21 protein-coding genes are annotated in these 26,337 nt (G+C 62.9%); 7 read left to right on the top strand and 14 right to left on the bottom strand.

Translation table 11 applies throughout. The annotated features are described in order from the left end of the window. The first annotated feature begins 298 nt into the window (after nt 1–298). The 6 genes from PVZ80_RS33115 (at nt 299) to PVZ80_RS33090 (ending at nt 5,234) form a co-directional block, all read left to right on the top strand. Nucleotides 299–1,132, top strand: coding sequence for a phytanoyl-CoA dioxygenase family protein (locus tag PVZ80_RS33115; RefSeq protein WP_028683990.1), 834 nt, complete (start codon nt 299–301; stop codon nt 1,130–1,132). Between the two features lie 20 nt (nt 1,133–1,152). Next, nucleotides 1,153–1,569, top strand: coding sequence for a RidA family protein (locus PVZ80_RS33110; RefSeq protein ID WP_009049059.1), 417 nt, complete (start codon nt 1,153–1,155; stop codon nt 1,567–1,569). Between the two features lie 103 nt (nt 1,570–1,672). Then, nucleotides 1,673–1,972, top strand: coding sequence for an EthD family reductase (locus PVZ80_RS33105; protein ID WP_009049058.1), 300 nt, complete (start codon nt 1,673–1,675; stop codon nt 1,970–1,972). A 145-nt stretch (nt 1,973–2,117) separates the two neighbouring features. Further along, on the top strand, nt 2,118–2,780 hold the full coding sequence (locus tag PVZ80_RS33100; RefSeq protein ID WP_028683989.1) for a TetR/AcrR family transcriptional regulator: 663 nt from the start codon (nt 2,118–2,120) through the stop codon (nt 2,778–2,780). A gap of 295 nt (nt 2,781–3,075) precedes the next feature. Further along, the gene (locus tag PVZ80_RS33095; protein WP_258258056.1) at nt 3,076–4,563 is read left to right on the top strand and encodes a flavin monoamine oxidase family protein; all 1,488 of its coding nucleotides are present in this window, start codon (nt 3,076–3,078) and stop codon (nt 4,561–4,563) included. Further along, nucleotides 4,563–5,234 (top strand): c-type cytochrome, encoded by a 672-nt coding sequence (locus PVZ80_RS33090; protein WP_273865087.1) that lies wholly within the window; start codon nt 4,563–4,565, stop codon nt 5,232–5,234. The genes PVZ80_RS33095 and PVZ80_RS33090 overlap by 1 nt, the downstream gene beginning before the upstream one ends. Before the next feature lie 276 nt (nt 5,235–5,510). Here the strand turns inward: PVZ80_RS33090 and PVZ80_RS33085 are convergent, their stop codons facing one another. From PVZ80_RS33085 to PVZ80_RS33030, 12 genes are all read right to left on the bottom strand, one after another. Beyond that, nucleotides 5,511–6,176 (bottom strand): hypothetical protein, encoded by a 666-nt coding sequence (locus PVZ80_RS33085; protein WP_009049054.1) that lies wholly within the window; start codon nt 6,174–6,176, stop codon nt 5,511–5,513. Between the two features lie 43 nt (nt 6,177–6,219). Beyond that, complete coding sequence (locus tag PVZ80_RS33080; protein ID WP_180921310.1) at nt 6,220–6,870, bottom strand: c-type cytochrome; 651 nt, start codon at nt 6,868–6,870, stop codon at nt 6,220–6,222. Between the two features lie 9 nt (nt 6,871–6,879). Then, nucleotides 6,880–8,376: a flavin monoamine oxidase family protein gene (locus tag PVZ80_RS33075; protein ID WP_101282485.1), complete on the bottom strand. Its 1,497-nt coding sequence runs from the start codon at nt 8,374–8,376 to the stop codon at nt 6,880–6,882. 226 nt (nt 8,377–8,602) lie between these two features. Next, a complete protein-coding gene (locus tag PVZ80_RS33070; RefSeq protein ID WP_028683986.1) occupies nt 8,603–9,973 on the bottom strand; it encodes an NAD(P)/FAD-dependent oxidoreductase in 1,371 nt (456 codons plus the stop codon). An 11-nt stretch (nt 9,974–9,984) separates the two neighbouring features. Further along, nucleotides 9,985–11,223 (bottom strand): thiolase family protein, encoded by a 1,239-nt coding sequence (locus tag PVZ80_RS33065; protein WP_124299470.1) that lies wholly within the window; start codon nt 11,221–11,223, stop codon nt 9,985–9,987. A gap of 17 nt (nt 11,224–11,240) precedes the next feature. Further along, nucleotides 11,241–12,800: an AMP-binding protein gene (locus PVZ80_RS33060; protein WP_038579021.1), complete on the bottom strand. Its 1,560-nt coding sequence runs from the start codon at nt 12,798–12,800 to the stop codon at nt 11,241–11,243. A gap of 10 nt (nt 12,801–12,810) precedes the next feature. Then, nucleotides 12,811–13,944 carry a saccharopine dehydrogenase family protein gene (locus PVZ80_RS33055; RefSeq protein ID WP_009049048.1) on the bottom strand — a complete coding sequence of 378 codons (1,134 nt, stop codon included), beginning with the start codon at nt 13,942–13,944 and terminating at the stop codon, nt 12,811–12,813. A 55-nt stretch (nt 13,945–13,999) separates the two neighbouring features. Further along, the gene (locus PVZ80_RS33050) at nt 14,000–15,283 is read right to left on the bottom strand and encodes an acyl-CoA dehydrogenase family protein (protein ID WP_009049047.1); all 1,284 of its coding nucleotides are present in this window, start codon (nt 15,281–15,283) and stop codon (nt 14,000–14,002) included. Between the two features lie 432 nt (nt 15,284–15,715). Next, complete coding sequence (locus PVZ80_RS33045; RefSeq protein WP_016703010.1) at nt 15,716–16,708, bottom strand: WD40/YVTN/BNR-like repeat-containing protein; 993 nt, start codon at nt 16,706–16,708, stop codon at nt 15,716–15,718. Nucleotides 16,709–16,718: 10 nt separating this feature from the next. Then, the gene (locus PVZ80_RS33040; protein WP_009049045.1) at nt 16,719–19,133 is read right to left on the bottom strand and encodes an efflux RND transporter permease subunit; all 2,415 of its coding nucleotides are present in this window, start codon (nt 19,131–19,133) and stop codon (nt 16,719–16,721) included. 8 nt (nt 19,134–19,141) lie between these two features. Further along, a complete protein-coding gene (locus PVZ80_RS33035) occupies nt 19,142–20,788 on the bottom strand; it encodes a DUF1302 domain-containing protein (protein WP_330981753.1) in 1,647 nt (548 codons plus the stop codon). A 22-nt stretch (nt 20,789–20,810) separates the two neighbouring features. After that, nucleotides 20,811–22,235, bottom strand: coding sequence for a DUF1329 domain-containing protein (locus tag PVZ80_RS33030; protein WP_009049043.1), 1,425 nt, complete (start codon nt 22,233–22,235; stop codon nt 20,811–20,813). Nucleotides 22,236–22,654: 419 nt separating this feature from the next. Here PVZ80_RS33030 and PVZ80_RS33025 point away from each other — a divergent pair, with 419 nt between their 5' ends. After that, a complete protein-coding gene (locus PVZ80_RS33025; protein WP_009049042.1) occupies nt 22,655–23,236 on the top strand; it encodes a TetR/AcrR family transcriptional regulator in 582 nt (193 codons plus the stop codon). Nucleotides 23,237–23,262: 26 nt separating this feature from the next. On the opposite strand, the gene PVZ80_RS33020 is transcribed toward PVZ80_RS33025, so the two are convergent. Next, the gene (locus PVZ80_RS33020) at nt 23,263–24,045 is read right to left on the bottom strand and encodes an SDR family NAD(P)-dependent oxidoreductase (protein ID WP_009049041.1); all 783 of its coding nucleotides are present in this window, start codon (nt 24,043–24,045) and stop codon (nt 23,263–23,265) included. A 158-nt stretch (nt 24,046–24,203) separates the two neighbouring features. Further along, on the bottom strand, nt 24,204–26,315 hold the full coding sequence (locus PVZ80_RS33015; RefSeq protein ID WP_110177149.1) for a 3-hydroxyacyl-CoA dehydrogenase NAD-binding domain-containing protein: 2,112 nt from the start codon (nt 26,313–26,315) through the stop codon (nt 24,204–24,206). Between the last annotated feature and the right edge of the window lie 22 nt (nt 26,316–26,337).

The raw sequence follows: 26,337 nt of genomic DNA, 5'->3' as shown, positions 1-26,337 counted from the left end.
CCAGTGCATGCAGCCCACCACCCTTGGCTACCCGCTCCGAATTCGCGTCATCTGCGACACCTTGCAGCCGAACCCGCCTTCCCTCTGACAGCGTTTCCGTTACTGCTCGGCATCGCAGCAGGTTTCGTACTCCGAGCCGCCGAAGGTCAGCGGGTGATGAACTCGATAAGCATTAGCCAGGCCTGGGAATCTGGCCTTGTCGACGCCTTTTTCAAATTATAATAACACGTGTTGCGTAAAATAAAGCGACTTGCTAGGATCCAGATCGCCAAGTGGCATTTCCTAGGAGGAAGCTCTCATGCAAGACTCTGTGCGCAAGGCGTTCCTGGAAGACGGGGCCGTCCTGATCAAAGGTTTTCTGAACGAAGAACAGTTGGCCCAGTGCCGGGCCGCCTACGACTGGGCTGTCGAGAATCACGGCCCGCATGCTTTCAGGATGTTCGACGGGACCGAGCAGCAATCGCATGTCGACAATGCCAACCCCAGGGCCAAGGCCCGGCTCGAGGAACTGGTCGCTTCCCTGCCCTTCGGCAAGCTGTTTGCGCAGCTCTGGGGCTCTGAACATGTCTGGTATTTCGCCGAGGAAGTGTTTCTCAAGGCGGGCGGCCGCGGCTCCCGTACGCTCTGGCACCAGGACACCTCCTATTTGCCTTGGGCTGGCCTGCATTGGGGCAATGCCTGGATCAGCTTCGAGTCGGTGCCCAAGCGCAATGCCCTGGAGATCGTCCGCGGCTCGCACAAAGGGCCGCGTTACGACGGCACCACCTTCCTCGATCCGAACGACCCGACCCAGCCCCTGCATGGCGGCAACGCACTGCCTCGGCTTCCCGATGTCGAGGCCCAGCGCAAGCAGGATCCCGACGCTTACGAAATCCTCTCCTGGGCGACCGAGCCTGGAGACATAGTCGTGCTCCATCCCGGCGCGCTGCACGGTGGTGCTCCGGTCGATGAGACCTTCCCGGATCGTCACACCTTTGTCTTCCGCTTCTTCGGCGACGACGCAACCTTCCGCCCGCTGCCGGAACACAGCGCTGCCGGTTATCCGCAGCAAGGCGTGCTCTTCACCCAGGAACTGGCAGACCTGAAGGCCGGGGATTCCTTTCGCCACACCACGTTCCGGCAAATCGCCTAAGCCTAATAAGGAGATCGTCCATGACCACCCAAGACTTGCGTCGACAGTCCATCAACCCTGGCCATACCCAGGCCATTTACGACAATTTTCACTTCTCCCAGGCGACCCGCGTGGGGAACATGATCTGGGTGTCCGGCCAGGTTGGCGTCGACGCGACCATGACTCCGGCCGAAGGCATCGAGGCACAAACGCACCTGGCGTTCCAGGCCTTGAGCGGCATTCTCGAGGAAGCGGGTGCAAGCCTGGCCGACGTGGTCGAGCTGATGACCTTCCATATCGATCTGCAGGGCGAGATCCATACGTTCGGACAGATCAAGGACAAGTACTTCCCCGATCGTTACCCATCCTGGAGCGCGGTTGGCGTCACGCAACTGGCCCTTCCCGCATTGCGCGTGGAAATACGCGCGGTGGCGGTCATCGGCTGCGGCCGGGATTGATCCGAGGGCGTCGACGCATACAGGCGCCTCAAGATTCCAAGGGGCTGCGAAGTATCTTCGCGCCCTTTCGAGGATGCTTATTGACAGGAACAAGGACTACAACATGGCAACACTGATCGTGAGTTATCCCGCTGCCAAAGGCGGGCGATTCGACCGGGATTACTATCTGGCAACCCACCTGCCACTGGCGCGCGCCGCCTGGAGCGAGTTCGGGCTGCAATCGGCAGAGGTGCTGTTTCCGGCAACCGGGCCAACGCCGCTGGTGGCCATGGTGATACTGCGCTTTCGCGAGCAGGCCGATATCAATGCCGCGCTGTCCTCGCCCGGGACTGCCAGGGTGATTGGCGATGTCGCCAACTTCACCGATATCACCCCGACGATCTTCCGCGCGGATGACGAATAGTCGGCGGACTCAAGCCCTGGCCGCTGCGCTGCTTTCCCATGTGCTTTCTGCGAGCAAATTCCCTATGCTGCTCCACAGCCAGAAGGCACCATTTTCAAACCGATGGTGCTCCAGATAATCGAGCCAGCGAAGTTGCCCATTTCCCATGCATGATTCTCACCTCTCCCCACCCAAGCCTGCCGTACGGCGCGGGCGCCCTGTTGGCAACCGCGACGAGAAAAGAACCGAGTTGCTCACAGCGGCGATCGCCGTGATCGCCCAGGAAGGCTACGCCGGCGCTTCGATGCGCAAAGTGGCGCAGCACGCCGGATGCACCACGGGTGCGGTGACCTACTACTTCGCCAACAAGGAAGAGATGGTCACGGCTGTCGCCCAGAGCCTGTTCGACCAGATCGACACCTTGCTGGAAGGCAGCCAGGAACAGGTCGACATCAAGTCACTCATCGAACAATGGCTGAACTGGATGCGCGTCGATGAACCAAATGGCTGGCTCGCCTGGTTCCAATTGCTGGCCCATGCCAGGCACGAACCAGCGTTCGCGAGCATCATCAAGCAACGCTACGCACTGTTCCGCCAGGTACTCACGTCGATGCTGGAGAAGGGACAGAAACAAGGCAAGATCCGCAGCGACATCGAAGCGGATCTGCTCGCCGATCAGATCAGCGCCATGAGCGACGGCTGGATGATGATGTTGCCGATCGAGCCCGAAAGGTTCACCCCCGCCAGAAGCCAGGCCCTGCTCGATGCGGTCATCACCCTGATCTCACCGGCGGCGCCATCGAACGGCAAGAGTCCCCGGAAGCAATGAGGCCGTAGCGTTGCCGGAATCGGTAACGGAGCTTCTTCAGAACCAGCACAAGGCCGGCACGCTTCCGGCCTTTTGCATGCTTTGCGCCGCGAAATAGCGCTGCCATCCAGGTCGTTGCGGCCCTCTCCTCCCCCCCTTGCTCCATCACGCCTACTCAGGCAAGGCTTCAATAGCTCGACGCCCCCTGCCCTGTCCCTGATTCGCGGCGATTTTCCCCTTTGCCCGGATCAGATTATGCGCTATTTTGCATAACACCTGTTTTTAAAAATAAAACTCAGATCTGGCAGGGACAAACATGCATTCGACCGACAATGAATCACCCCTTCAATCACCGCAGCGACGCTTGCTGCTGCAAGCGCTTGGCAGCGCGGCAGTGGTTGGAGGGCTCGCGCTGAGCACGCGTGCCGCGGCGCAGGCGCTACAAGACAATCGCGACGGCATATTGGACGTAGCGATCATCGGTGGCGGCCTGGCGGGCCTGACTTCGGCACGGGACCTGCTCAGCGCCGGCTGCGAGTCTTTCGCCGTGCTTGAGGCCCGCGATCGCGTGGGCGGACGTACCTACAATCATGACCTCGGCCATGGCGTGGTCTCTGAAGCGGGCGGCCAGTGGATCGGGCCAGGACAAACAGCCATCGCCGACCTGGCACGCCAGCTTGAGGTCGGCACCTTCCCCACCTATTACCAAGGCAAAACCGTCTATCTGCTGGATGACACCAAGGTGGAAGAGGACGTGACCGACGGCCCGAACTCCAACACCGAGCTGGTCGGCAAGCTGAACGAGCTGGCCAGGGGCGTCCCCAGCAAAGCACCCTGGAAGGCAGCGGATGCCGCCGCCCTCGACAAACTTTCGGTTGGCGAGTGGCTGGTCAGGCAAGGCATCAGCAACCAGGACCAGATCGGATTCAACATGTCCGTGAGCCTGACCTTCGGCACCACCCCAGCCGGCATGGGACTGTTGCACTACCTGTCGATGATCAACTCTTCCGATTGCAGCCTGGAGAAACTCGAGGGGATAAAGGGCGGCGCCCAGGAGACACGTTTTGTTGGCGGCTCCCAGGTACTCAGCCTCAAGATGGCGCAAGCCCTGGGGGACAAGCTCAAGCTGTCTTGCCCGGTGCGCAAGATCGTCGGTTGGGACCGCGACGTCGTCGAACTGCATACGGACCGCGGTATCATCCGCGCCCGGCAGGTCATTGCGGCAGTCAACCCGGCCCTGTGCAACCAGATCACCTTCGACCCGCCCCTCCCCACCGGGCGTGCACAGCTGCAGCGACTCTGGCCGGCCCACGCGCCCATGCGCAAGACCGTGCATGTCTATGAACGCCCCTTCTGGAGAGACAAGGGCCTGAACGGCCAGATCATCCAGGTCGAAGGGCCGCTGATCCTGGCCTATGACAATTCGCCCCCGGATGGCAGCCTCGGGGTCCTCAGCGGGTTCGTCAGGACCGGGCAACTGCCCCATGATCCGCAAGCCGCGCAGAGCACCTTGTCGGCGATCTACGCCCAGGCCCTGGGGGACGAAGCCTTGCACCCTGTCCAGTTCCACGACCAGGACTGGGGCAAGGTCGACCCCTGGACCCTCACCTGTATCTCGCCAATGCCGCCCGGTTTCTGGACGCAATGGGGCGAGCATCTGAACCCCGCGACCGGTCGCTTGATTTGGTCCGGCACTGAAACCGCGGATCTCTGGGCCGGCTCGATGGACGGCGCGGTCCGTGCCGGCCACCGGGCCGCGCTGGAAGCGCTCCAGGCCCTGGTCCAAGACCGGAGGAGCGCCTGATGAAACGAGCAATAGTGATCGGCACGGTGGTGGTGGCCACGGCGCTGGCTGGGGCTGGTGCGATCTACGGCCCGGAGCTGGTGGCCGGCTACCGCTTCATGAATACCCTCGACGAGCACAATGCCAGGTACCTGGCCAACGGCGGCGCCTGGCCGCAGCTTCAGGACACCTGCGCCCTGTGCCATGGCGCGAGGGGCCAGCCGGCAAACACCCGATATGCCTCCCTGGCTGGACAATCCGCAGCCTATATCGAGGCGCAGTTGCAGGCCTTCGCGCAAGGGCGCCGGCACAGTGCGCAAATGAGCCCGCTTGCGGCGAATCTGACGCAAGAGCAGATCAAGTTCCTGGCGGATTATTTCTCCCGGCAGACAGCCGGCCAGACCGAGGCCCCGGCAAGCGACCAGGCCCTCGAGCAACGCGGAAAGGCCAAGGTCGCCACCACTGGCTGCGTCGCCTGTCATGGTGAAAACCTCTCGGGCGGCCCGTTGGCGCCGCGGATCGCCGGCCAGGGGCCGCTCTACCTGACGGATCAGCTCACCGCCTTCAAACAGGACCAGCGCAAGGACCCCACCCAGGCCATGAACGCCCTGGCCAGTACGTTGTCGGAAGACGACATCAAGGCAGTGGCCCACTACCTGGGCACCCTGGCACCCACACCAGGCGCCAAGTAGTCCGCTGTGGGTGAGCGTGGGCAAGGATGCTTACCTCTCCTTGCCTTCCTCCCTGCCTTCCCTCCTCGACCTCCGCCCTGCCCTGACGTTCCTGCGGGCACAAAACATCATGGATATCCGCGTCCGACGTTGCCCCGAGGTCAGGCTCAGGTGGCTGCATGCGGACAGACGCGACCAGCTTCACATCCAACATGCTCGCGCCCCACGTGCCGCGGTGGGTCTGTCACACCGCGGCACGTGGGGCGCAATCAGGCCCGTTCTTGAAAAAACGACTCGTCAGCGTGGCTGCAGGAGCGGCATCGATTCCTTGGTGCGCTCCAGGGCGCCATAGGCGTAGTACATCAGGACCAACAGACAGGCCCAGCTAAGCAACGCCAGCACATAGAAGTTGAACAGCACGTTGGTCTCGTCCCCCGGGATCTTGTAGAAATCGTAGATGCAGGCAATCGTCTGCGCCGCCAGCATGCCGAGGAACAGGCCCAGCGCCAGGATGTGTTCCCCGGCACTCAGCAGACGCAGGACCAGGTAAACGAGGTAGAGGGAGAAGACAGTCCACATGACGACGTAGAAATACGCCAGGAACCCGCCCAAGGCATTGGCAGAGAGGACAAGAGCAAGGGTGACCAGCATACCGCCCGCGAACAGCATGACATCCTTGAAGACCGACGGTTTGTAATCATGGGTGACCGCCATGAAGCCAATGATGGTAATGACTGGAATTCCGACGCCCCTGGAAAACGCATCACAGAAATACGAAAACAAATAAGCCGTTTCCGATCCCAATGAAAAGTACAGCAAAGCATTGGTCGCCGAGAACGCAACGACCAGCCATTCCAGGCCAAGCAGATAGTTACGCTTGCGCAGGAGCTTGAGCCCATAAACCAGTCCCGCCGAAACCAATATGAAACAAGCGGCGCATATAACAATATTCCTGAGTTCCATGACACATACTCTCAATGTTTTTATTGATGTTCGATTCGTTGTTTTATTGCGCAGACAAACTTGTGAGATAGCTGGCAATGGCCTTGCGCTCGTCTGCTGACAAGGTCGCGGCAATGGCCCCCATTGCCCCGGTCAGGTCCTTTCGCCGGCCGTCGGCGAAGGCATCGAGCTGCACCCGGAGGTAGTCGGACCCTTGCCCGGCAAGACGCGGGAACTGTTCGCGGCCCATCAGGCGCTCGCCATGGCAGGCCACGCAGCCGCCTGCGGCGACCAGTTTCTGCCCCTTGTCCCGCAGGCCCGGGTCGGGCTGAAAGGACGAGTCGCGGCTCAAAGGCTGTTTGGCGTAGTAGTTGGCCAGTCGGTCGATCTCCTCCCGGCTCAGGGTCATCGCCAGCGGCGCCATGTTCGGGTTGATCCGCTGCCCGCTGGCGAAGTTGTGCAACTGCGCCGCCAGGTATGGGGCCGGCTGCCCCGCGAGGCTGGGGTAGCGCTGATGTTGCGAGCTGCCTTTGGTTCCATGGCAACCGGTACAGACGTCGGTCAGTTGCGGCCATGGGCCTCCGTCGGCCTCGTAGGCCTCGGTCGAGGCGCTGATGTAGTTCTGCAAACGATAGAGGTCGAGCAAATCCCGGCCATACAGGCCCAGCAGGACGGCAACGACTGCGATAATCCCCAGCACAATCTTTCTTTTCATCTTCGCCTCCTACGCCCGACGCAGGGCATTGAGCACCTGCAAGGCACTCTGATGGCCCGAGCGCACGGCCCCGTCCATGTAGCCCGCCCAGATATCGGCGGTCTCCGTACCCGACCAGAAGAGATTGCCGCAGGGAGGACGCAGGGCCTCGCCATGGGTACTCCAGAAACCAGGCGGAATGGGGGAAACGCAGGTGAGGGTCCAGGGGTCGGCCTGTCCCCAGTCATGCTCGCGATACGACACCGGCTTCAACGCCTCGTCGCCCAGTGCTCTGGCGTAAATCTGGGCCAGCACGCGCTGTGCTTCCTTCAGGTCGGAGGACACCATAGCGTTGGTGACGAAGGCATTGATCACGCCGATTTCGCCCCCCGGCGGGGAGTTGTCGTAGGCCCAGATGACGGGGCCGCCCGCCTGTATGACATGCCCGTTCAAGCCTTTTTCCCGCCAGAATGGACGGGAATAGACCATGGACGTCTTGCGCGCCGGGGAGTGGGCGGGCCAGGCACGTTGCAGCGCCGCGCGCCCTTCGGGCAGCGGCGGATCGAACCGGAGCTGATGGCACAATGCGGGGTGGATGGCCATGATCACCCGGCGAGCACGGATCTCCCCCTGGTCCGTTTGCAACCGGACGACTTCGCGGTCCCAGTCGGAAACCTGCCGGACCGGGCACGACAAGCGCAGCCGGTCACCCAGTTGCTGCGCCATCTTGATGCAGAGAATCTGCGAACCACCGACAAGCCGGGTGCCCTGGGCGCTGTCCTTGATCGAGTCGAGCTGCATGTACTCACAGTTGGCCGAGTTGATCATCGACAGGAAATGCAGGAACCCCATCTTCGCCGGCGCCACGCCGCAGGTCAGGAGGAAGCTGGCATTCCACCCAGCCCGGTCCTCGGGCTTGATGGCCTGCCTGGACAGCCAGTCGCCTGCAGAAAGCTTGTCCAGCTCGGCCACCTTCGAAGACTTCCAGGGCGCGCCGCAAGGCACGTCGCGTGACAGTTCGCTGAGCTTCGCCGCGAGCGTCTCATCGGTGCCGAAGGTGCCCTTCAGGTCGATCTCGACCCGCCCGTCGCCGCCAAGAATGACCGTGCTGCCCTCGTAATAGGTGGGGAAGGTACCCACCTCCAGTTCGCGGGCAAGGTCCGCCACGGCGGTCTGTCCAGGCCCGATCCACTGGCCGCCGGCTTCGGACACATAACCCGAGCCCAGATCGTGATTGAGGGTTCGGCCCCCTACCCGATCCCTGGCCTCGAGGACCACGAATGAGCGGCAACCTGCCTGTTGCAGGTCGCGGGCGGCGGTCAGGCCGGCCAGCCCGGCGCCGATGATGACGACGTCCAGAACATCTCCCCTGTCAGTGGCGGAGTCTGTTTTTCCTGGCCCTTCAGCGGCATTTGCCAGCCCCGCTTTCAGGCCGAGGCTTCCTACCGCTGCCGAGGCGCCGGCAAACTTGAGCAGTTGCCTTCGTCTTAAATCGAGCGGAGTGTCAGGGGTGGGCTTCTTGTTCATACAGGGTGCCTCACGTATTTTTTATTAAAGTAATCACTCTTTGATGAGTGTCATTTCGGCAATAGAAGAGTGACAGCGGCGTTGTACCCGACAGCAACTTTCAGTTCGCCAGAACACAACGGGCGAAGTCATCAAGTTTAAAAACCAGGGTGCGCAGCCAAGTGCATCAAGTTGTTGTTATATGTCCAGCCATCTGTCGAATCTTGAACATCGACAAGTCTGTTAGTTACTGATTGGAAACACGGCGTGCTTTGCGATTGACGTGCTCGTCCATCCTGTGCACCAGGCCCAGCGCCAGGTTGACGGCGCACCACTGCAACGGCTCGGGCAGCGTCGAGGGGGTCTTGTGGCGCAGGGCCGCGAGCAACGGATGCTCGATGCCGCCAATTCGCTCGGCCAGCAGGTGGCCCATGAGTGATTGGGTGGCGACGCCATGCCCGGAGCACCCGGCGGTGTAGAGAATATTGCCCTGCTCTCCCGTTTCACCGACTACCGGCAGTGCGTCGTAGGCAAGGCTGATGTAGCCACTCCAGCATGACTGGATACCCAGGCCGCGCAAGGTCGGGAAGCGGTCTTCGAGTGCTGTTGCCAGTTCGTGATAAGCAACATTGTCCGGCACATTCGGTGTCTGGGATCCATACACATAGCTGAGTCGCTTGGTCGTGACAACCAGCGTATTGCGAGCGGTCAGACGATGACTTTCCATGGTCCAGTGAGGCGTCACCAGACCTTCGCGGCCTGGCCAGCCCAACGAGGCCAGCTGCGCGGGGGACAGCGGCTGGGTCTCGATCGCCGACACCCGCAACGGCACCACCTTGTCGCGCAGCAGGCCAAGCTGCGGTGTATAGGCATTGGTGGCGAGCACCAGATGCGGGGCGCTGGCACTGCCCCGCGCGGTGTTGCACTGGATGATCGGGCCTTCGCTGTAGGACAGCAGCTCAGTGTTCTCATAAATCTTCACACCGGCCTGAAGCGCCGCGCGACGCAGTCCCATCACGTACTTGCCGGGGTCCAGCGTACCGCCGTGTCGCTGCAGGCAGCCAAAGAGAAACGCCGGGGGTATGCCACGAGCGCGCATCTCGGCCTGGTCGAGGAAGCACGCGGACGAGCCCAGCTCGAGACCGATCTGCATGCTCTCGCGCAACTTCTTTTCCTGTGAGGGATGAACCGCCGCCCGAATGATCCCGGAGGCGTTGTAGTCGCAGTCGATACCGAGTTCGCGCAGCCTTCTTTCCACGTAGGCAACGCCCTCGTCATAGAAGGCGACGACTTTCTTCGCCTTCTCATGACCTACGCGCTTGAGGAACATCTCGAATTCGATCCCCAGGCTACCGGCGAGATAACCCGCATTACGGCCACTGGCGCCAAAACCGGCGCACTCTCGCTCGAGAACGATCACCCTGGCGCCAAGGGCGGTAAGCTCCAGCGCGGTGGACAGGCCGGCGAAGCCGGCGCCGACCACGATGACGTCGGCGCTGACATTACCCTCCAGTTCCGGTTGCAGATCGTCCGGTCGCTCCATCCACCCGCCGAGACTGCGAAACTGCCCCGGGCCAGAGGTGGCCTTGATTTCATCGCCCCGACGGGTCGTGGACATGGACTGTTCTCCTATCGACTCAAGATGTGAATGGCGACGGCAGCTTCCTCGACACCCAGAAGCCCGCCACCGTTTTCCTGGATTGCATGACGCGCGCCCTCGACCTGACGCGCACCCGCCTCGCCCCGCAACTGGGTAGTCAGCTCATACAACTGGCCGATGCCCGTGGCGCCCAGTGGGTGGCCCTTGGATTCCAGCCCGCCAGAGGGATTGATCGGGATCCGCCCGCCCACGGTGAAGTCACCGCGCTCGGCGCACACACCACCCTGCCCCAGGGGCGCCAGTCCAAGGTTTTCCGACTGGATGATCTCGCCCATCGCCGAGGCGTCATGCACCTCGGCGACGTGCATGTCCTGCGGCCCCAGGCCGGCGATCTCATAGGCCTGGCGGGCGGCAAGGAGGCTGACATGCTTCTCCGGCTCGCTCAGGCCCCGCAGGGTGAAGCTGCGGATCACGCTGGCGGCGATCCGCACGCAGCGCTTGGGATCGGCACCGATGCGCTTGAGGCCCGCCTCCGTGCAGAGGATGGCGGCCGCCGCGCCGTCGGACAGCGGCGCGCACATCGGCAAGGTGATCGGATACGTGATGGGCGGCGCGGCCAGCACCTCCTCGATGCTGAAGGTCTTGCGGAACTGGGAATAAGGGTTGTGTACCGAATGCTGGTGGTTCTTGGCGCACACCGCTGCGATCTGCCGCTGGGTGGTGCCGTAGGTCTTCATGTGCCAACGGCACATGGCCGCATAGATGGCCATGAACTTGCTGTATGGACGATCGGACTCCGACCCGGCCGGGGGGACGATGCCCTCTCCCATTTTCACCAGGATCTCGTAGTTCTCCTCGGCGGTGGAAACGTCCCAGCCCGTCTCGAACAGTGACAGGGCCTTGAGCTTGTCCGGTACGTTCATCTTTTCGACGCCCAGCGCCAGCGCCACGTCGGTGGCGCCGGCGCGCAGGCTCTGCACCGCCAGGTGCACCGCGGTACTGCCAGAAGCGCAGGCGTTCTCGACGTTATAGACCGGCACCCCTTCGATGCCGATCTTGCTGCATACCACCTGCCCCGGGATGGAAAACTGGCCTTGCAACGGGCCGTTGGTGATGCCGGCGTAGAAAACGGCGCCGATGTCCGAACGCTGTGCGTTGGCATCCGCCAGCGCGCCCTGCAGAGCTTCCAGGGCCAGGTTCTGCAGGCTGCGTTCCGGATGCCGCCCGAACTGGGTCATGGCGATGCCGGCAATATAAATGGGTTCCATCAGATAACTCCTCGACTTCAGATCTGACGATCGACGCTTTGCCAGTAATGGGCACGCAGATCCTTCTTCAATACCTTGCCGACCGGACTCCGTGGCAGCGCATCGATGAAATCCACGCTCTTGGGAGCCTTGACCGAACCAAGCCTGGCCTTGCACAGGCTGATCAGTTCTTCGGCGCTGACGCTTTGGCCGGAACTCAACTCGACCACCGCCTTGACGCTCTCGCCCCAGGTTGCGTCCGGCACGCCGATCACCGCGCAGTCCTGCACCGCCGGGTGGGCCCAGAGCACCTGCTCGACCTCGCTCGGATAGACGTTGAAGCCACCCGAGATGATCATGTCCTTCTTGCGATCGGTGATGTGCAGGTAGCCATTGGCGTCGAGGTGGCCGATATCGCCGGTGTGCAGCCAGCCATCGATGATGGTTTCGGCGGTCTTTTCCGGGGCCTTGTAGTACCCCTTCATCACCAGGTCGCCGCGCACGCAGATCTCGCCGGTTTCGCCCTGGGCCAGGATATTGCCCGCGTCGTCGATGATCTCGACCCGGATCAGCGGATTGGGACGCCCCACCGAAGACAGCCGCTCGTCCGACGCCAGCTGGCCGCCATGCAGGTGCTCGCTCGGCGGCAGGTTGGAAATCGATGCCGGCGCTTCGGTCTGGCCGTAGCCACCCGCCATCACCGGGCCGAAGGTCTCGATCGCTTGCTTGAGCTTCTCCACCGACATCGGCGCCGCGCCGTAGAGGAAGTATTTCAGCGAGCTGAAATCGACCTTCTGCGCCAGATCGGGCACATCCAGCAGGCGATAGATGACCGTGGGCGGCAGGAAGGTCTCGGTGACCTTGTACTTGGGAATCATCGCCAGCATCAGCGCCGGATCCGGCTTGGTGATCACCACCACGGTGCCGCCCCGCGCGGAACACGGCAGGGACAGCGTGCCGGCGGTATGGGTCATCGGCGCCGCCGCCAGGTTGACGGGACGATGCTCGTCTTCATAAGGGAAGTTGATCATGAAGTGGGCACAGAACGTCTGCACGCTCCGATGGGTGTTCATCACCCCCTTCGGCATCCCCGTGGTTCCCCCCGTGGGCGAGATCGCCACCACGTCGTCCATGTCATAGTCGACCTGGGGCACGCTGCTCGGCTGGGCATCGCTCCAGGCCGAAAGAGAAGTCGCGCCAGGCAGGTCGCCGTCGAGGCAGATCCACAACCTGATCTTCGGCAGGCTCGCGCGCAGCGAGTCGATGACCGCGGCAAACTCCTTCTGGAAGAACAACACCTCACAGTCGAACGCATCGAGCACGTAGCGGTTCTCTTCGGCGCTGTTGCGCGCGCCGACGGGAATCCAGCACAGGTTGGCGCGCCAGAGTCCCAGCGTGCAGGTCCAGCCCACCACATCGTTGGTTGACCAGATCGCCCCCTTGGTGCCCTTGGGCAAACCCTCGGCCAACAGGGCGTTGGCGATACGGCATGACCGATCGCGGACTTCGGTGAACGTAAACACCCGATCGTCCTGGATATAAGCCGCGCCCTGCGGATTGATCCGCCAGCCACGGTCGAAGAAATCAATAATCGCCATGTCTGTCACTTCAGAGTTGGGTGATGGTTGCGCGGGCCAGGCCACGCTGCTCGAGGAAACCCAGCAGGTAGCGATGGCCGAAAGCCTTCGAGGCCGAGGCAAAACCGACCTTGGCGGTGTCGTTGTCCAGCAGCTTGGTCACTGCCGCGGCATGCAGGGCGCCGGTGGCGATGTAGGGGGTGATGCCGTGCACGGTGGCACGCACCGCCGTCAACTGACCGCGGCCGATGGCGAAGTCCACGGTGCGCTGCAAGGTGCCGCGTTCACGAGGGGGCATGCTCGGCGTTGTCGAACTCACCAGGCTCTGGATGACGGCGTCCTGTTGTTCCTTGGGCAAGTGTTTGTATTCAGCGTCCCACTTCTCGTTCAGTCCATGGACGACTTTCATCACCGGGTTGTCGTAGAAACCGACACAGGACATGCAGCTGCGAACGCGTGCGTCGCGCTCGAAGTACACGGGCAGCGAAGTGCCGCCCCAGGGCAGGCAGAACACCGACTCCATGAGGTCGGGCGAAACGACATTGAAGCTGGCATTGGGGGCGTACATGACCAGCTCTTTCTCCCACAGGTAAAAGGAGTCATGGCGGCAGCCCTCGAAAATCGTGGCGGTCGATCCCACGGTGACACCAGCGCCACGGCCACGAGGCCCGCGGGTCAGGGTCGCGGTTTCCAGGGAGTCGACCCCCGGGGTTTCCAGCGCCAGTTCGGCGGCAATTTCAGCGAAGGTGTACATATAGGCAAGAGAGGGAGAAAGCAGCAGCCCGGCCTGACGGAATTTTTCGCCGAACTGATCGCGCAGGGCAAGGATATGCTGCTGCTCGCCGGCCGGATCCAGGTAGTGGCAGCCGGCATTCAACGCCGCCTCGACGGCCGTCAACCCAAAATTGACGAATGGACCGACCGTGTTGCAGACCACGCGCGCGCCCTTGAACACGGCGCTCAGAGCCTGGACTTCGTGCGGGCACTCGAGGATTTCGTAAGTGGCCGACTCCAGTCCGACGACACGTTGCGCCATCATTTCCTGGGCACGGCTGGCGTTACGTGCGACCGCGGTAAACGGAATGTTCTGGTCGATCAACCAGTCCATCATCAACATGCCGGTGTAACCACTGGCGCCATAGACAACGACAGGATATTTAGCCATTGGAGTGTTCCTCATTGTTGTTATTGGATGAGTGTTGCCGGGGGATCCTTCAGGATCAGTTGTTCGCCCAGCCTTCGGCGTAGAGCTGTTGGGCCAGCAGCCCCAGGCGCATGGTCAGGACACGGTTCTCGCCGTCCTCGATCAGCGCGGACTGTGTATCGCGCAACAATTTCTCGATCGGGTATTCACGGGTGGTGCCGTTACCGCCGAACAGGCGGAAGGCTTCCTCGACCACGGCCATCGCTTCTTCGGTCACCGTGACTTTGGCGGAGGCAGTGGCGTAAGGATGGGTCTGCGGTGACAGGCGCGCGAAGCTCAGCGAACGCCGGGCGACTGCGCGGGCGATTTCGACCCGGCGCAGCATTTCGCCGAGGCGCAGGCGGGTCATCTGGTGGTCGATCAACATCCGCCCGCCCTGCCGGCGCTCGTGGCAGTACTGCAGCGCATATTCGAAGGCCGCCCGGGCGACGCCGGTGAACACCTGGCTCATGTGCGTACCGGCATAGGACCAGGAGGAGCTGACGGCACCGTAATAAGCATCGCGCTCGGCGATGGCGTAGCGCCGGGGCACCCGTACGCTGTCGAAATAGATCTCGCCCTGGGGCAGAGAGCGCTGACCGATCTTGTCCAACGGCTTACCCTTGGACACGCCTTTGAGATCCAGCGGGATGATGACGGCAATGCCATGGGGCAAGCCGTCACGGTCGTAGAAACCATCCCCGTAATCGGCGCACATCAAGCCGAAAGCCACCTGCGCCACCGCACCGTTGGAGACCCAGGCCGAACTCTGGCCGTTGATGATGATCTCGTCGCCGACCACCTTGGCGGTCAGGTTGCCGATATTGGCCTGCTGCCCCGCGGGCCAGTCGCGCGCTATATCGAAGAGTTGGTTGTCACTGCCGCGATCGGGCTGGGTGGCCATCCAGCAGCCGATCCGCCCCTGGCAAAGCTCTATCAGTTCGGTATTACCGGCGGCGACGGCCATCTGCAGCGGAAAGCCGGCGCAGCCGAGAGAAACCGCCAGGCCGGCATCGCCCCAGCCGAGTTCTTCGCCGATCAGCGACTCGATCCGCACCGCCATCTCCGGCGGCAGCTCCGCCAGCAGTGCCGGGTCGAGTCCCAGCTTGGCGAACTCGCCGAACAACGAATAGTAAGGCGAGCCTGGGGCGACGACTTCCTCGGAACTCATGCGATCGAGCTCGCGACCCAGCGGCCGCAAGACGTCCTTGGCAAAACGATGCACGGAAGCCTGGATCGCAGCTTCTTCCTCGCTCAGCGGGGTTTCGAAACCGGACAGCCCGGCAGCGGGCAAGGTCAGGGTGGGCTTGAGCGAGATCATCAGAGCACCTCCAGCGAGAACGTGTTGCGAGCCGCCGCGCGACGCGCGCCGGGACGATCGAAGCCGAGCGATCCGCCGGGAAGTGCTCCCGAGCGCGATCCAGTGATGCGAGCTTTCATGTGCAACCTCCTGCGTCTTGTTATTTGAGATCGACTCTAACAAGGTGATTTATTTAACGCAACATGTGTTACGTAAATTAATCGCGGGTGCATGAACGGGCAATCTACAAGCGCGAAATGTCCGCGAAAGCAGACCGGAAAAAGAGCCTGGGCCCTCGTCGACACAGGCAGAAAAGCCCTACCTGGCAAGGCTTAAAAAGAAGGGGCCACGCCTGGAGTGGAGTACTGCACGGGCCCCTTAAAGGACGAAGATCAGGACCTGGCTCGACGCCTGAAGCGCCGCGCCGGTCCACTTGGAACAGGTACCGCGGACTCACTCACTCGGGTGTATCGTCCCCTCCTCCTGGCCTTGCATGGACACCACACCCCGTCGCGAAAACAGGATGGGCGAGCCGTTGCCGTTCAACAGCGCAGCCGTCAGCGAAACACCCTCGGCACTCTGCTGTTCCTGGAAGTTCAGCCCGCCGTCGCTGCTGCTCACCATCAGCCCATCAAGGCCGACCACGACGACCTGCTGCCCCGCTACCGCGATGCCGGTTACCGAGCTCTTGCTCTTCAGGGGTACGCGTTTCCAGCTCAGTCCGTCCGCGGAGCCCTGCAGCAGCGTGCCCCGCTGGCCGCCGACCAGCAGCGACCCATCGGCCAGCACCGCTCCCGTCCAGAGGGTGCCGGCATAACCGCTATCCAGGTAGCGCCAGTGCTTGCCCTGGTCATCGGAGCGCAGCACCTGGCCGCGCTCGGCGGTGGCGTACAGGCGCCCCTGGTGGTCGGCGAAAAGCCCCATCAGGTTCAGATCGGCGCGACTCGCTCCAGGCGGTGCCTGCAGCTTCTGCTCACTCCAGTTGAGGCCGCCGTCGTCGGTGGTCAGCACCTGCGACCACAGGCCCACGGCGACGCCCTGCCTGGGATTGAAGAAATGCACGGCAAACAACGGCCGATCCTCGGCGCTGGACAGCCGCTGCAGCTGCCAGCTGTCACCGCCGTCGGTGCTGGCGAGGATCGCGCCCCAGTGGCCGACCGCCCATCCCTGCCTGGCGTCGATGAACGAGACACCGGTCAGGGGCGTGGACAGCGGCACGGCCGCCGCCTGATGAAAGCTGTGGCCCTTGTCGTCGGACAGCAACACCGTGCCATGGTCGCCAACGGCGACCAGGCGTTCCTGGGCCCAGCTGGCACCCAGCATGGTGGCCGCCGTGGCGTTGGCTGTCCGGGTCGCCGGTACTGGCTGTACCGGTGCGGCTTGCACTGTGGCCAGCGGTAGCGCGCTGGCGAACAGGGTCGCCATGAGGCAAATCAGGTTTCGCATAGTGCTCTCCTCAGTGCGCCAGGGCGCCGATCATGCGCACGGGGCGCCGGCGCGGAAATACCCGCTCGAGCCAGACGGCGAACGCTGGCAGCACGGTCATGGCCATGACCATGTTGACCAGGAACATGAAGGCCAGCAGCTTGCCCATGTCGGCCTGGAACTTGAGGTCGGAAAACGCCCAGGTCGCCACCCCCACTGCCAGGGTGATCGCAGTGAAGATGGTCGCTACCCCGACCTCCAGCAACGCATGCTCGACCGCCTTGGTGATCGGCTGGCCGAGGGCCTGGTGCAGTTGCAGGCGGTTGTAGATGTAGAAGGCGTAATCCACGCCGATGCCGACGGCCAATACCATCACCGGCAAGGTCGCGATGGTCAGGCCGATCTGCAGCTCCTTCATGAACCAGTAGCCGATGAAGGTGCCCAGGGTCAGGGGCAGGCAGCACACCAGGACCGCACGCCAGTCGCGGTAGACGACAAACACCAGCAGAGCGATGGCGCCATAGACGTACAGCATCATCGGCAGCTCGCTGCGCTCCACTTCCTCGTTGATCGCGGCAATCACCCCGGCGTTGCCGGACGCCAGGCGCACGCTCACGCCAGGCTGCTTGAACTCGGCACGGAACGCTTTGGCGGCGGCGATCACCCGGTGGATGGTCGTGGCCTTGTGGTCCGCCAGGAACAGGTGCACGGCGGTCATGCTGCAATCGGGGCGCATCATCCCGGGGACACGGGCCACCTCGGCCGCCATCGATGAGTAGTTCGCCGGGTCGATGGGCACCGCGTTCATTTTCGGATTGCCCTCGTTATAGCCCTCGTTGAACTGGCGCATGCTGTTGGAGAACGAGGTCACTGACAGCACCCCGGGCACGCCCTGCATGGCCCAGACAAAACGATCCTGATATTGGCCCAGGGCAACGTCTTCGCAGGCGTCCGCCGGGCTTGCGCCGGACGTGTCGGGAACGACCTCGAAGACCACGCTGAGCCAGTCCAGGCCGATGTCGTAGTTGCTGGCGATGGCCACCGCGTCGCGATTGAAGCGGGCTTCCTCGCGTAACTCCGGGGCCCCGGCCTGCAGGGAGCCGACGACCCGGTCATGGCTCTGCCAGGCCGCCGTGAGAAAGATCAGCAAGGCCATGCCCAACACCCAGCGCACGTTGTGCCATTCGGCCAGTCGGGCAAAGCCTCGCAACCAGCGGGCCCGGCGCTGGCGGGAAAGCTCCTCGGCGGCGGCATAACCGCCGTCGACCCGCAACATCGAGGCCACCACCGGCAGCATCACCAGGTTGGTGATGATCTTGTAGGCCACCCCAAGCGACGCAGTGATCGCCAGCTCGCGGACCATCGGGATCGGGATGAGCAGCAGGGTCACGAAGGACACGAACGCCGTCACCAGGGCCAGCGTGCCAGGGATCAGCAAACCGCGGAAGCTGGCACGCGCCGCGCTCTCGATGGACTTGCCGCAGGCGATTTCGCGGACGATGAAGTTGATCTGCTGCACGCCATGGGACACGCCGATGGCGAATACCAGGAACGGCACCAGCACCGCCAGCGGGTCAAGACCGTAACCGAGCAGGCGCAGGCTGCCGAATTGCCAGACCAGCGACACCAGCGAACAGCCCAGGGCCAACAGGGTGAAGCGCAGCGAGTGGCAGTACCAGTAGACCGCGAGCGCCGTCAGCAGCAGAGCCAGCAGACAGAACTCCAGTACCGCCGAAGCCCCGTCGGCGATATCGCCGATTTGCTTGGCGAAGCCGATGATCTGGATGTCGAAGTCGCCGTCCTCGAATTTCTCGCGGATCTGCTGCTCCAGCACCCGGTTGTAGGCCACATAGTCAAGATGCTCGCCGTTGGCATCGAACTCATTGAGGTCGACGGTGATCATCGCGCTGCTCTGGTCACGGGCGACCAGGGTACCGATGAAGCCGCCCTGGGCCGCTGAGTCGGCGATCATCGCAATGCTCACCTCATCGAGGTTTTCCGGGGTAACCGTGCCCGGCACCAGCGGATCGGCACGGAAACCTTCTTCGGTGATCTCGTTGACGAAGGCATTGGGTGTCCACAACGAGCGCACGCTGCTGCGCGAGACATTGGGCAGGAAGATCAGCGCCTGGGTGACGTCGTACAGGCGCTTGAGTCCCTCCTTGCTCCAGATCGTGCCCTGGCGTGCCTTGACCACCACCGTCAGGCGGTTGGCCCCCAGCAGGTCGTTGCGATAGGCCTCGAAGGTTTCGATGTATTCGTGACCGATCGGCAGCTGTTTTTCGAAGCCGGCCTCCATGCGCAACTGCACGGCGAACCAGGCCATGGCCAGGGTGAAGACACCCAGGCTCACCAGCGTCAGCAGACGATGGGTAAACAACCACTGCTCGATGCGTGGCAGCACGCCACGCACCTTTTTCTCCGACATCTTTACGGAACTGTTCACTGCACGCCTCACAGGGTTCGGGAAACCACAAGACCGACGTAGTCGCGGTCACGCAACAGTTGGTCGTAGGGAGTCTTGCCCCCCGAGAACTTCGCGTAGTTGAAGGAAACCTGCCAACTCGCCGGGTTGCGCACGAAGTTGAGGTACAGGTTCATGCTGCTGGCATCCTCGGTGAAGGTCGCCGACAGGTTGGGCGTGCGGCCCTTGAGCGACTGCGAATAGAACACCCCCGGCGTGACCTGCCAGCCCGGGATCAGCGTGTTGTCGTAGGTCAGGCTGAAGTCGAGGCTTATCCCCGAAGAGGTCTTGTTGCCCTTGGCCGTCGGCGCCGTGGCCGGATCCAGCTGCCAGGTGTTCAAGCCGGCGGAGATCGGTTCGCCGTTGTAGTTGTCATGCAAGCCCGGGTATTTGACGACGACCAGTTCGGTCAGCAGCGTGCCGGTGCTGGCTCCGGTGAAGTCGAGCAGTCTCGGCGAGTTGGACGGGGTCAGGCTGTAGATGCCGGTCAGGTGCCACTGGAACTTCTTCTCATCCTTCCAGCATTTGCCACCGTTGCTGGTGCAGGCATCAATCACCGGGTTGAGCGGTACCGCATCCTTGGGGCGGTACGACAGCTCGGTGCCCACGGCCCAGTCGCCGATCGGCATGTTGGCGCTGATGCCATAGAGCATGCGGTCTTCCGGGTACTCCCACTTCTGCGCCAGGGCGAAGGTGTCCGGGTCCAGCACCTGCATGGTCAGGGACGGCAGCTTGTCGTGATAACGCATCACATAGAGGCCGAGGTTCAGGTCGCTGTCCTGGGGCTGCCAGCGCAGCGAGATACCCCACTGGCCGCTGTCGCGGGCGTCCTTTTCCTCGTACCCATAAGCCCCCCTGCCCTCGCCCAGCGCATGGGTGGTGGACCAGTAGCTGCCCACGGGCGGCATCTCGCTCTTGTTCCAGCCGAACTGCCAGTAAGCCTCGATGTTGACGCCAGCCCCCAGACCCGAAGCGAGGCTCAGCATCGGCGCTGGCAACAAGGCTTCCTTGAGCTGGGTGCCCGGCCGCGACAGGGCCATGACATCGTAGGAGTTGGTGTTGTTGATGCCGCCGGCGGCAAACAGGCTCTCGCCCCAGTTGATCACCTGGTTGCCGAGCCTGGCCCGGACGTGCTGCTCGCCGACATCGAAACTCTTGCTCACCCACAGGTCCAGCAGGCGGGCCTTGAACCTGAGATCGTCGCGGGCGCTGCTGGTGAGGCCGTCGCTGCCCACGCTCTCCGGGCTGGTGGCCGACAACGCACCGCTGGTGTCGGTCGCGGCGAAGTCACGGATCCAGCTGCCGCGCGCCATGAAGGTGTAGTCCTCGGGGAACTTCAGCAGCAGCTCATGGGTGCCCTTGAGGTAGTTGGTGAACAGGTCGCCCTTGTCGTAGTTCATGTTGCCCTGGTCGCCGATGCCCGCGCTGGGCGACAGGCAACCGCTGGGCGGATGGTGTCCGCTGGCGCCACTGGTGATCAGGTTGCAGCCTGGGGACTCGGTACGCAGGCCCATGCCCATGGCGATGGTGGAGTCGAACGAGCCCCGGATGTTTTCGGTTTCAAACGTGAACCCCATCGCCAGAGGGGTTGCACACGCAATGACAAGACCTGAGGCTTTGGTAATTATTCTTTTCATGTCAGTTCTCGATAGGCCGCGGTTAGCGTTCGCTGGTGGCGCGCAGATTGTCGGAGGTATAGAAGTCACGCTTGAGTCGCGGGTTGCCGGTACTTTCGGTGAGCCAGCGGTGGTCGTTCTTGCCCACGCCTATGGAGGTCATGTCGTACAGGTAGCGACCGTCGACCAGGTTGTATTGCGCCTGGGCTTCCATGTCGCAGGTACCGGTCTCGTAGACAGGAATGGTGTAGCCTTCACGGACTTTCCAGATTTGCCCCTGCTTGTCGTAATCGACTGCCATCAGGGCGTTCCAGCTGTCCTCATCGATATAGAACAGGCGCTTCGGTGCCTGGTGGCGCATGCCCGGACGCACGGTGGCCTCGACCACCCAGACGCGATGCAATTCATAGCGGCGGGATTCGGGGGCGATGTAATCACGCTTGGCCACATCCTCGATTTTCGCCAAGTTGTCGTAGGGGCCGAAGGCGTTGTAAGGCACCAGCAACTCCTGCTTGCCGACCAGCTTCCAGTCGAAGCGATCCATCGGCCCGAAGAACACGTTCGACTCATCGATGGTGTACTGGTTGTCCAGGCCGATTTGCGGCGCGTCATAGGAATAGGCCGGCATGCGACGCACACGGCGCTGACCGGGGAAGTAATAGAAGGTGCTGGCCTGCTCGCCGGCCTTGGTCGTCACCACGCCGGCCTGCCCGGCAAGGGCGGCGGGATCGTAGTAGGAGAAGTAGGTGGCGACTTCCAGGCGATCGACCGAAGAGAACAACGCGCTGCCCTTTTCTCCCCACGGCGTATACATGAACCAGTCGGTCGAGGTACGCAGCCAGTCCTCACTGCCTTTGCGCGGCGAGATGCCGGAAACGGTCTTGGACATTTCAAAGCCAACGCCCCGGTAACGCATCTTCATGTTCCACATCACCTCGGCGCCGTTGCTCGGGAACGGGAACGGAATGCCGGGTACGTAGGCTTCCTGCAGTGCCAGGCCATCGGCGTCCAGCTTGGCGAAGCCGACATTCTTCTTGGTGTTGTCCGCGACGAAATCCGGTACGCCGCAGCTGCGACGGGTCGGGTACACGTCCATGCGATAACCCGGGATCTTCTTGAACAGTTCCACCTGGCCAGGAGAGAGCTTGCTCGCGTATTTCGCGACATTGCTCGAATCGATGCTGAAGAGTGGCTTGTCGCCCTTGAACTTCCAGTGTTGGCCCCGCGGCTGGCCATGGCTCCAGCCAACCGCCTGCGGGCCCGGCGCCGTCCAGGCCGGAATCACCCCATCGGCGCTGGCCGCGACCTCCCCACCCAAGGGCGTCAGCTTGCTGCCCAGTGACGCCGGATCCTTGTCCGCTGCCTGAGCGCTGCACATGACAGCCGATACGGCCAATGCCAGGATCAGTTGTCTGGTTCCACCACCGATGGAAATCCCGGCGCCCGGGTACTCAATCACGTCTTTCATTGGAAGATCCTCATGGGCCTCGAGCGGCAGCGTGCGCTCCGGGAAAGCCGCAACACGTTGCCTGGGCTAATCTAGTCAACTGACTTGATCAAATGACCAAGTCCATTGATCAAGAGGCAAACCTGATGCCAAGATTCCATGGCTTTGGATTTCTCTTTTTGTATCAAGTGTTTAAGTTCGGGCAATGGATTCGGCGGACGAAATGCTATCCTGCCCTGCCGCGGTTTGTTTCGTCGGATCGCACCAGAATGGGAATTCACGAAACACTTGTTACCTAAATTGGTTCAAACAGGCATACACATCACTGTGATGCTCCGCAGGCCCTGACGCGCTCGGAGCGCTTGCTGTAGCATCCGCCAGCACTGACACCGCCAAAGCCGCAGGTACGGCGCGAGCGCACTAGGGGAGATTGCTGATCCATGGCCAGAATGGGTGCTGAATTACGCAGGCAGGATTTCGTCGAGGCGACGGTCAAGGTCATTGCCGAACACGGGGTCGCCAATGCAACCACGCGGCGCATCGCCGCTGCCGCCGGCTGCCCGCTGGCGTCGCTGCACTACGTGTTCCACACCAAGGACGACCTCTTCTATGCGGTCTATGAGTCGCTTTTCGATCTGCCCCATCAAGCCCTGGAACACGTACCCACGGGTACCACGGCCGCGGAAAAGGCTGCCGAGGTGCTTCGCCAATTGATTGCCTGGCTTACCAGCCACCCCGACGTGGCCAGGGCGCAAACCGAGCTGTTTTTCTGGGCCATGCGCAACAATCCCGAGCTGGCGAACAAGATCTACTCGGTTGCCATAGACGCGACGGAGCAGGCCCTGGAGCGCGCCATGGGGGCGCAGCTCGAAAAGCCCTTTCTACAGGCCGTAAGCCGCCTGCTCATTCACCTGGTCGATGGCCTGATCATTGCCTGGTCCGCCCATGACGACCTGGCGCGCTTGGAGAGCGAAACCGAGACAGCCTGCAAGGCGCTGGCACTGTTGGTGGCCAGTCACTGAGTCCTGTTCGAACATCAACAGGCCTATCAAATGCTGCTGACCAGATGGCCTCCATCCACGGCCAGTACGCTCCCGGTCATGAACCCACCGGCATCGCTGGCGAGCAGCAGGAACGGTCCCTCCAGCTCATGAAGCTGGCCCAGGCGGCGCATGGGAATCAGGTCACGGATGTAGCTCTTGGCCTTGTCACTCTCGAAGAACGCGGCATTCATCTCGGTCTTGAAGTAGCCCGGGGCAATGGCGTTGACCCGGATCCGGTAGCGCGCGAGCTCCAGCGCCAGTGACTTGGTCAGTTGCACCACGCCGGCCTTGGCGGCGCAGTAATGGCTGTAGCCAGTGCCGACGCGCAGCCCGAGTATCGACGCGATGTTGACGATGCTGCCGCCACGCCCGGCCTTGGCCAGCCGTTGCGCGGCGACCTGGGCCACCCGCCAGACGCCGTCCAGGTTGGTCGCCAGCATGGCGCGCCACTCCTCTTCGCTGATCTCCAGCGGGCGCTGGCCGTTACCGATGCCGGCGTTGTTGAGCACCACATCAACCACTCCGAAACGCGCCTCGGCAGCGTCGAAAGCCGCCTCGACGCTGGCCCGATCGGTGACGTCGAGAGCGACCGACAGCACCTGGGCGCACTCCCACTCGACATCCCTGGCCACTTGCTCGAGTCGATCGAGGCGCCGCGCCGCCAGTACCACGCGGGCACCGGCGCGAGCGGCAATCCGCGCCAGGTGCGCACCGATGCCGCTCGACGCGCCGGTGATCAGCACGGTCCGGTCGGCGAGGGAAAAGTTCTGGGCGAAATCGTGACTCATCGGTACACCTCGATAAAGAATGGCGGCACGTCTTGCGCGGACAATGCACAGGGTGTTGTGCAGGCAGGTTGGACCCTCTTTCTTCGGGATCGGGCCAGGCTGAGGTTGATGCGTGGTCGCCCCCAGGCCTCGCCCTCCCCCGGAGAAAGGGGGAATCTTCAGATTCGTTCGATGCGGGTCTTGCCAGCGGCGACCAGGCGCTCCAGCAGCGCCGCCGGGCGGAACCACATCTGGCCGTACTCACCGAGAGCCTGGCGATAGTGGAGGATGCCGCAAAGCACCTGGTCCAGCCCCAGTTGCTCGGCGTAATGCAGCGGGCCGCCAAGATGGGCGGGAAAACCGTAGCCGTTGATCCACACCAGATCGATGTCGCTGGCCCGCAGGGCGATACCCTCGTCCAGTAGCTGGATGCCCTCGTTGATCAGTATGAACAGGCAGCGATCATGTATTTCCAGGTCTTCGATCGCGCGCCGGGGAACGTCAAGCTCACCGGCAAGCTGTTCTGCCAGCGCGGTTACCTCGTAGTCTTCCTGGCGGTTCTGGCCCTCGTAGAGGTAGAAACCCCGCCCGGTCTTCTGCCCGTAGCGTCCCAGGGCGCACAGTTCCTGCGCGATGCAGCAGTAGCTCTGATCATGGGCCGTGGCGGCGCGATTGGCGTCGCGCGTCAGGAAGCTCACGTCGATGCCGGCCAGGTCCAGCATGCTGAACACTCCCATGTTCAAGTCCAGGCCTGTGAGTACGCTATCGACCTGCGCCGGCGTTGCGCCTTCCAGTACCAGGCGATGGGCTTCGCGTGCATAGGGCTCGAGCATGCGCTCGCCGATAGCACCCTGGCCGGCGCCGGAGATCACCGGCAGCTTGCCGATCCGCTTGGCGATCTGCATGGCGCTGGCCAGCACCTCTGGCGCGGTGGCCTTGCCGCGCACGACTTCCACCAGGCGCATGACATTGGCCGGGCTGAAAAAATGCAGGCCGATCACATCCTGCGGACGACCGAGGCTCGCCGCGATGGCATCGATATCCAGCGACGACGTGCTGGTTGCGAGAATCGCGCCTGGCTTGCAGACCTGTTCCAGGCTGAGGAACACCTGCCGCTTGACGCCCGGCTTCTCGTACAGCGCTTCAATAACCAGGTCGGCGTCGGCCAGATCTTCGTAGTCAAGGGTGCCGAACAGCAGGTCCATGCGTTGCTGCAGCTGTGCGGCGCTCATTTTTCCGTGCTTGACGCTGGCCTGGTAGAGCTTGCGGATCTGCATCAGGCCGCGATCCAGCGCGCCACCTTCGGGTTCAAGCAAGGCCACGGGGATACCGACGTCGGCAAAGCTCATGGCAATGCCGGCACCCAGGGGGCCGGCGCCGATGACCGCGACCTTGTCCAGCTTGCGCGGGGTAATGTCCGACCCGATACCTGGAACGCGCCCGGCCTCGCGCTCAGCGAAGAACACATGGCGTAGAGCCTTCGACTGGCGGGACGCTTCGGCCTGCTTGAACAGCGCCAACTCGCGGGCGAGCCCCTCTTCCAGTGGCAACAGGCAGGCGGCCTCCAGCGCCGAGAGCACCAGGCGCGGGGCCAGGCGGCTTTTCCAGCGAGGTTCGTGCTCGGCGCGGTAGCGCGCGAGAAAATCGTCCGGCAGGTCCTCGGCCGGCTTCGGCCAGGCCTCCGCCGGGCGCGCCGGTGCACCGCACTCGATCAACTCGTTGGCATAAGCGCATGCCTCATCGAGCAACTGCTCGGCGCTGCTGGCGATGCGGTCGAGGATACCCAGCATGCGGGCGCGTTCGGCGTCTATCTGTTCACCCGAAAGAATCAGGTTCAGCGCCGACTCGGCACCGATCAGCCTGGGCAGGCGCTGGGTCCCGCCCGCCCCGGGCAGCAGGCCCAGGTTGATTTCCGACAGGCCGACCCGGGTGCCCGGCTCCCCCATCCGGTATCCGCAGGCCAGGGCCAGCTCCAGGGCGCCGCCCAGCGCCAGCTTGCCCATGGCGGCAACCAGGGGCTTGGGGATTTCGGTCAGGCGGACCAGGGTGCTGGGCAGGTCCGGCTCGGCAAAACAGGCCTCGGTGCCGAATTCGCCGATGTCGGCACCGGCACTGAACAGGCCATGCTCGCCATAAAGAATGATGGCCTGCACCCTGATGTCAGCCGCCGCGCGCTCGCACGCCTCAATGATGGCGGCGCGCAGCGGTTGGCTGAGTGCATTGACCGGCGGACGGGACAGGCCGATCAAGGCCAGGCTGCCTTCGAGACGGAAGTGGATCAGGTCGCACATGGGAGATCCTTAATTGGCATTA

Source organism: Pseudomonas sp. B3G-3, assembly GCF_028640915.1.
GTDB lineage: Bacteria > Pseudomonadota > Gammaproteobacteria > Pseudomonadales > Pseudomonadaceae > Aquipseudomonas > Aquipseudomonas chlororaphis_I.
Note: the sequence above shows the minus strand (reverse complement) of the source record. Positions and strands in the feature narration are given on the sequence as shown.

Coding starts and splice junctions, on each gene's coding strand:
- PVZ80_RS33115 (WP_028683990.1), top strand. CDS start 299: ATGCAAGACTCTGTGCGCAAGGCGTTCCTGGAAGACGGGGCCGTCCTG.
- PVZ80_RS33110 (WP_009049059.1), top strand. CDS start 1,153: ATGACCACCCAAGACTTGCGTCGACAGTCCATCAACCCTGGCCATACC.
- PVZ80_RS33105 (WP_009049058.1), top strand. CDS start 1,673: ATGGCAACACTGATCGTGAGTTATCCCGCTGCCAAAGGCGGGCGATTC.
- PVZ80_RS33100 (WP_028683989.1), top strand. CDS start 2,118: ATGCATGATTCTCACCTCTCCCCACCCAAGCCTGCCGTACGGCGCGGG.
- PVZ80_RS33095 (WP_258258056.1), top strand. CDS start 3,076: ATGCATTCGACCGACAATGAATCACCCCTTCAATCACCGCAGCGACGC.
- PVZ80_RS33090 (WP_273865087.1), top strand. CDS start 4,563: ATGAAACGAGCAATAGTGATCGGCACGGTGGTGGTGGCCACGGCGCTG.
- PVZ80_RS33085 (WP_009049054.1), bottom strand. CDS start 6,176: ATGGAACTCAGGAATATTGTTATATGCGCCGCTTGTTTCATATTGGTT.
- PVZ80_RS33080 (WP_180921310.1), bottom strand. CDS start 6,870: ATGAAAAGAAAGATTGTGCTGGGGATTATCGCAGTCGTTGCCGTCCTG.
- PVZ80_RS33075 (WP_101282485.1), bottom strand. CDS start 8,376: ATGAACAAGAAGCCCACCCCTGACACTCCGCTCGATTTAAGACGAAGG.
- PVZ80_RS33070 (WP_028683986.1), bottom strand. CDS start 9,973: ATGTCCACGACCCGTCGGGGCGATGAAATCAAGGCCACCTCTGGCCCG.
- PVZ80_RS33065 (WP_124299470.1), bottom strand. CDS start 11,223: ATGGAACCCATTTATATTGCCGGCATCGCCATGACCCAGTTCGGGCGG.
- PVZ80_RS33060 (WP_038579021.1), bottom strand. CDS start 12,800: ATGGCGATTATTGATTTCTTCGACCGTGGCTGGCGGATCAATCCGCAG.
- PVZ80_RS33055 (WP_009049048.1), bottom strand. CDS start 13,944: ATGGCTAAATATCCTGTCGTTGTCTATGGCGCCAGTGGTTACACCGGC.
- PVZ80_RS33050 (WP_009049047.1), bottom strand. CDS start 15,283: ATGATCTCGCTCAAGCCCACCCTGACCTTGCCCGCTGCCGGGCTGTCC.
- PVZ80_RS33045 (WP_016703010.1), bottom strand. CDS start 16,708: ATGCGAAACCTGATTTGCCTCATGGCGACCCTGTTCGCCAGCGCGCTA.
- PVZ80_RS33035 (WP_330981753.1), bottom strand. CDS start 20,788: ATGAAAAGAATAATTACCAAAGCCTCAGGTCTTGTCATTGCGTGTGCA.
- PVZ80_RS33030 (WP_009049043.1), bottom strand. CDS start 22,235: ATGAAAGACGTGATTGAGTACCCGGGCGCCGGGATTTCCATCGGTGGT.
- PVZ80_RS33025 (WP_009049042.1), top strand. CDS start 22,655: ATGGCCAGAATGGGTGCTGAATTACGCAGGCAGGATTTCGTCGAGGCG.
- PVZ80_RS33020 (WP_009049041.1), bottom strand. CDS start 24,045: ATGAGTCACGATTTCGCCCAGAACTTTTCCCTCGCCGACCGGACCGTG.
- PVZ80_RS33015 (WP_110177149.1), bottom strand. CDS start 26,315: ATGTGCGACCTGATCCACTTCCGTCTCGAAGGCAGCCTGGCCTTGATC.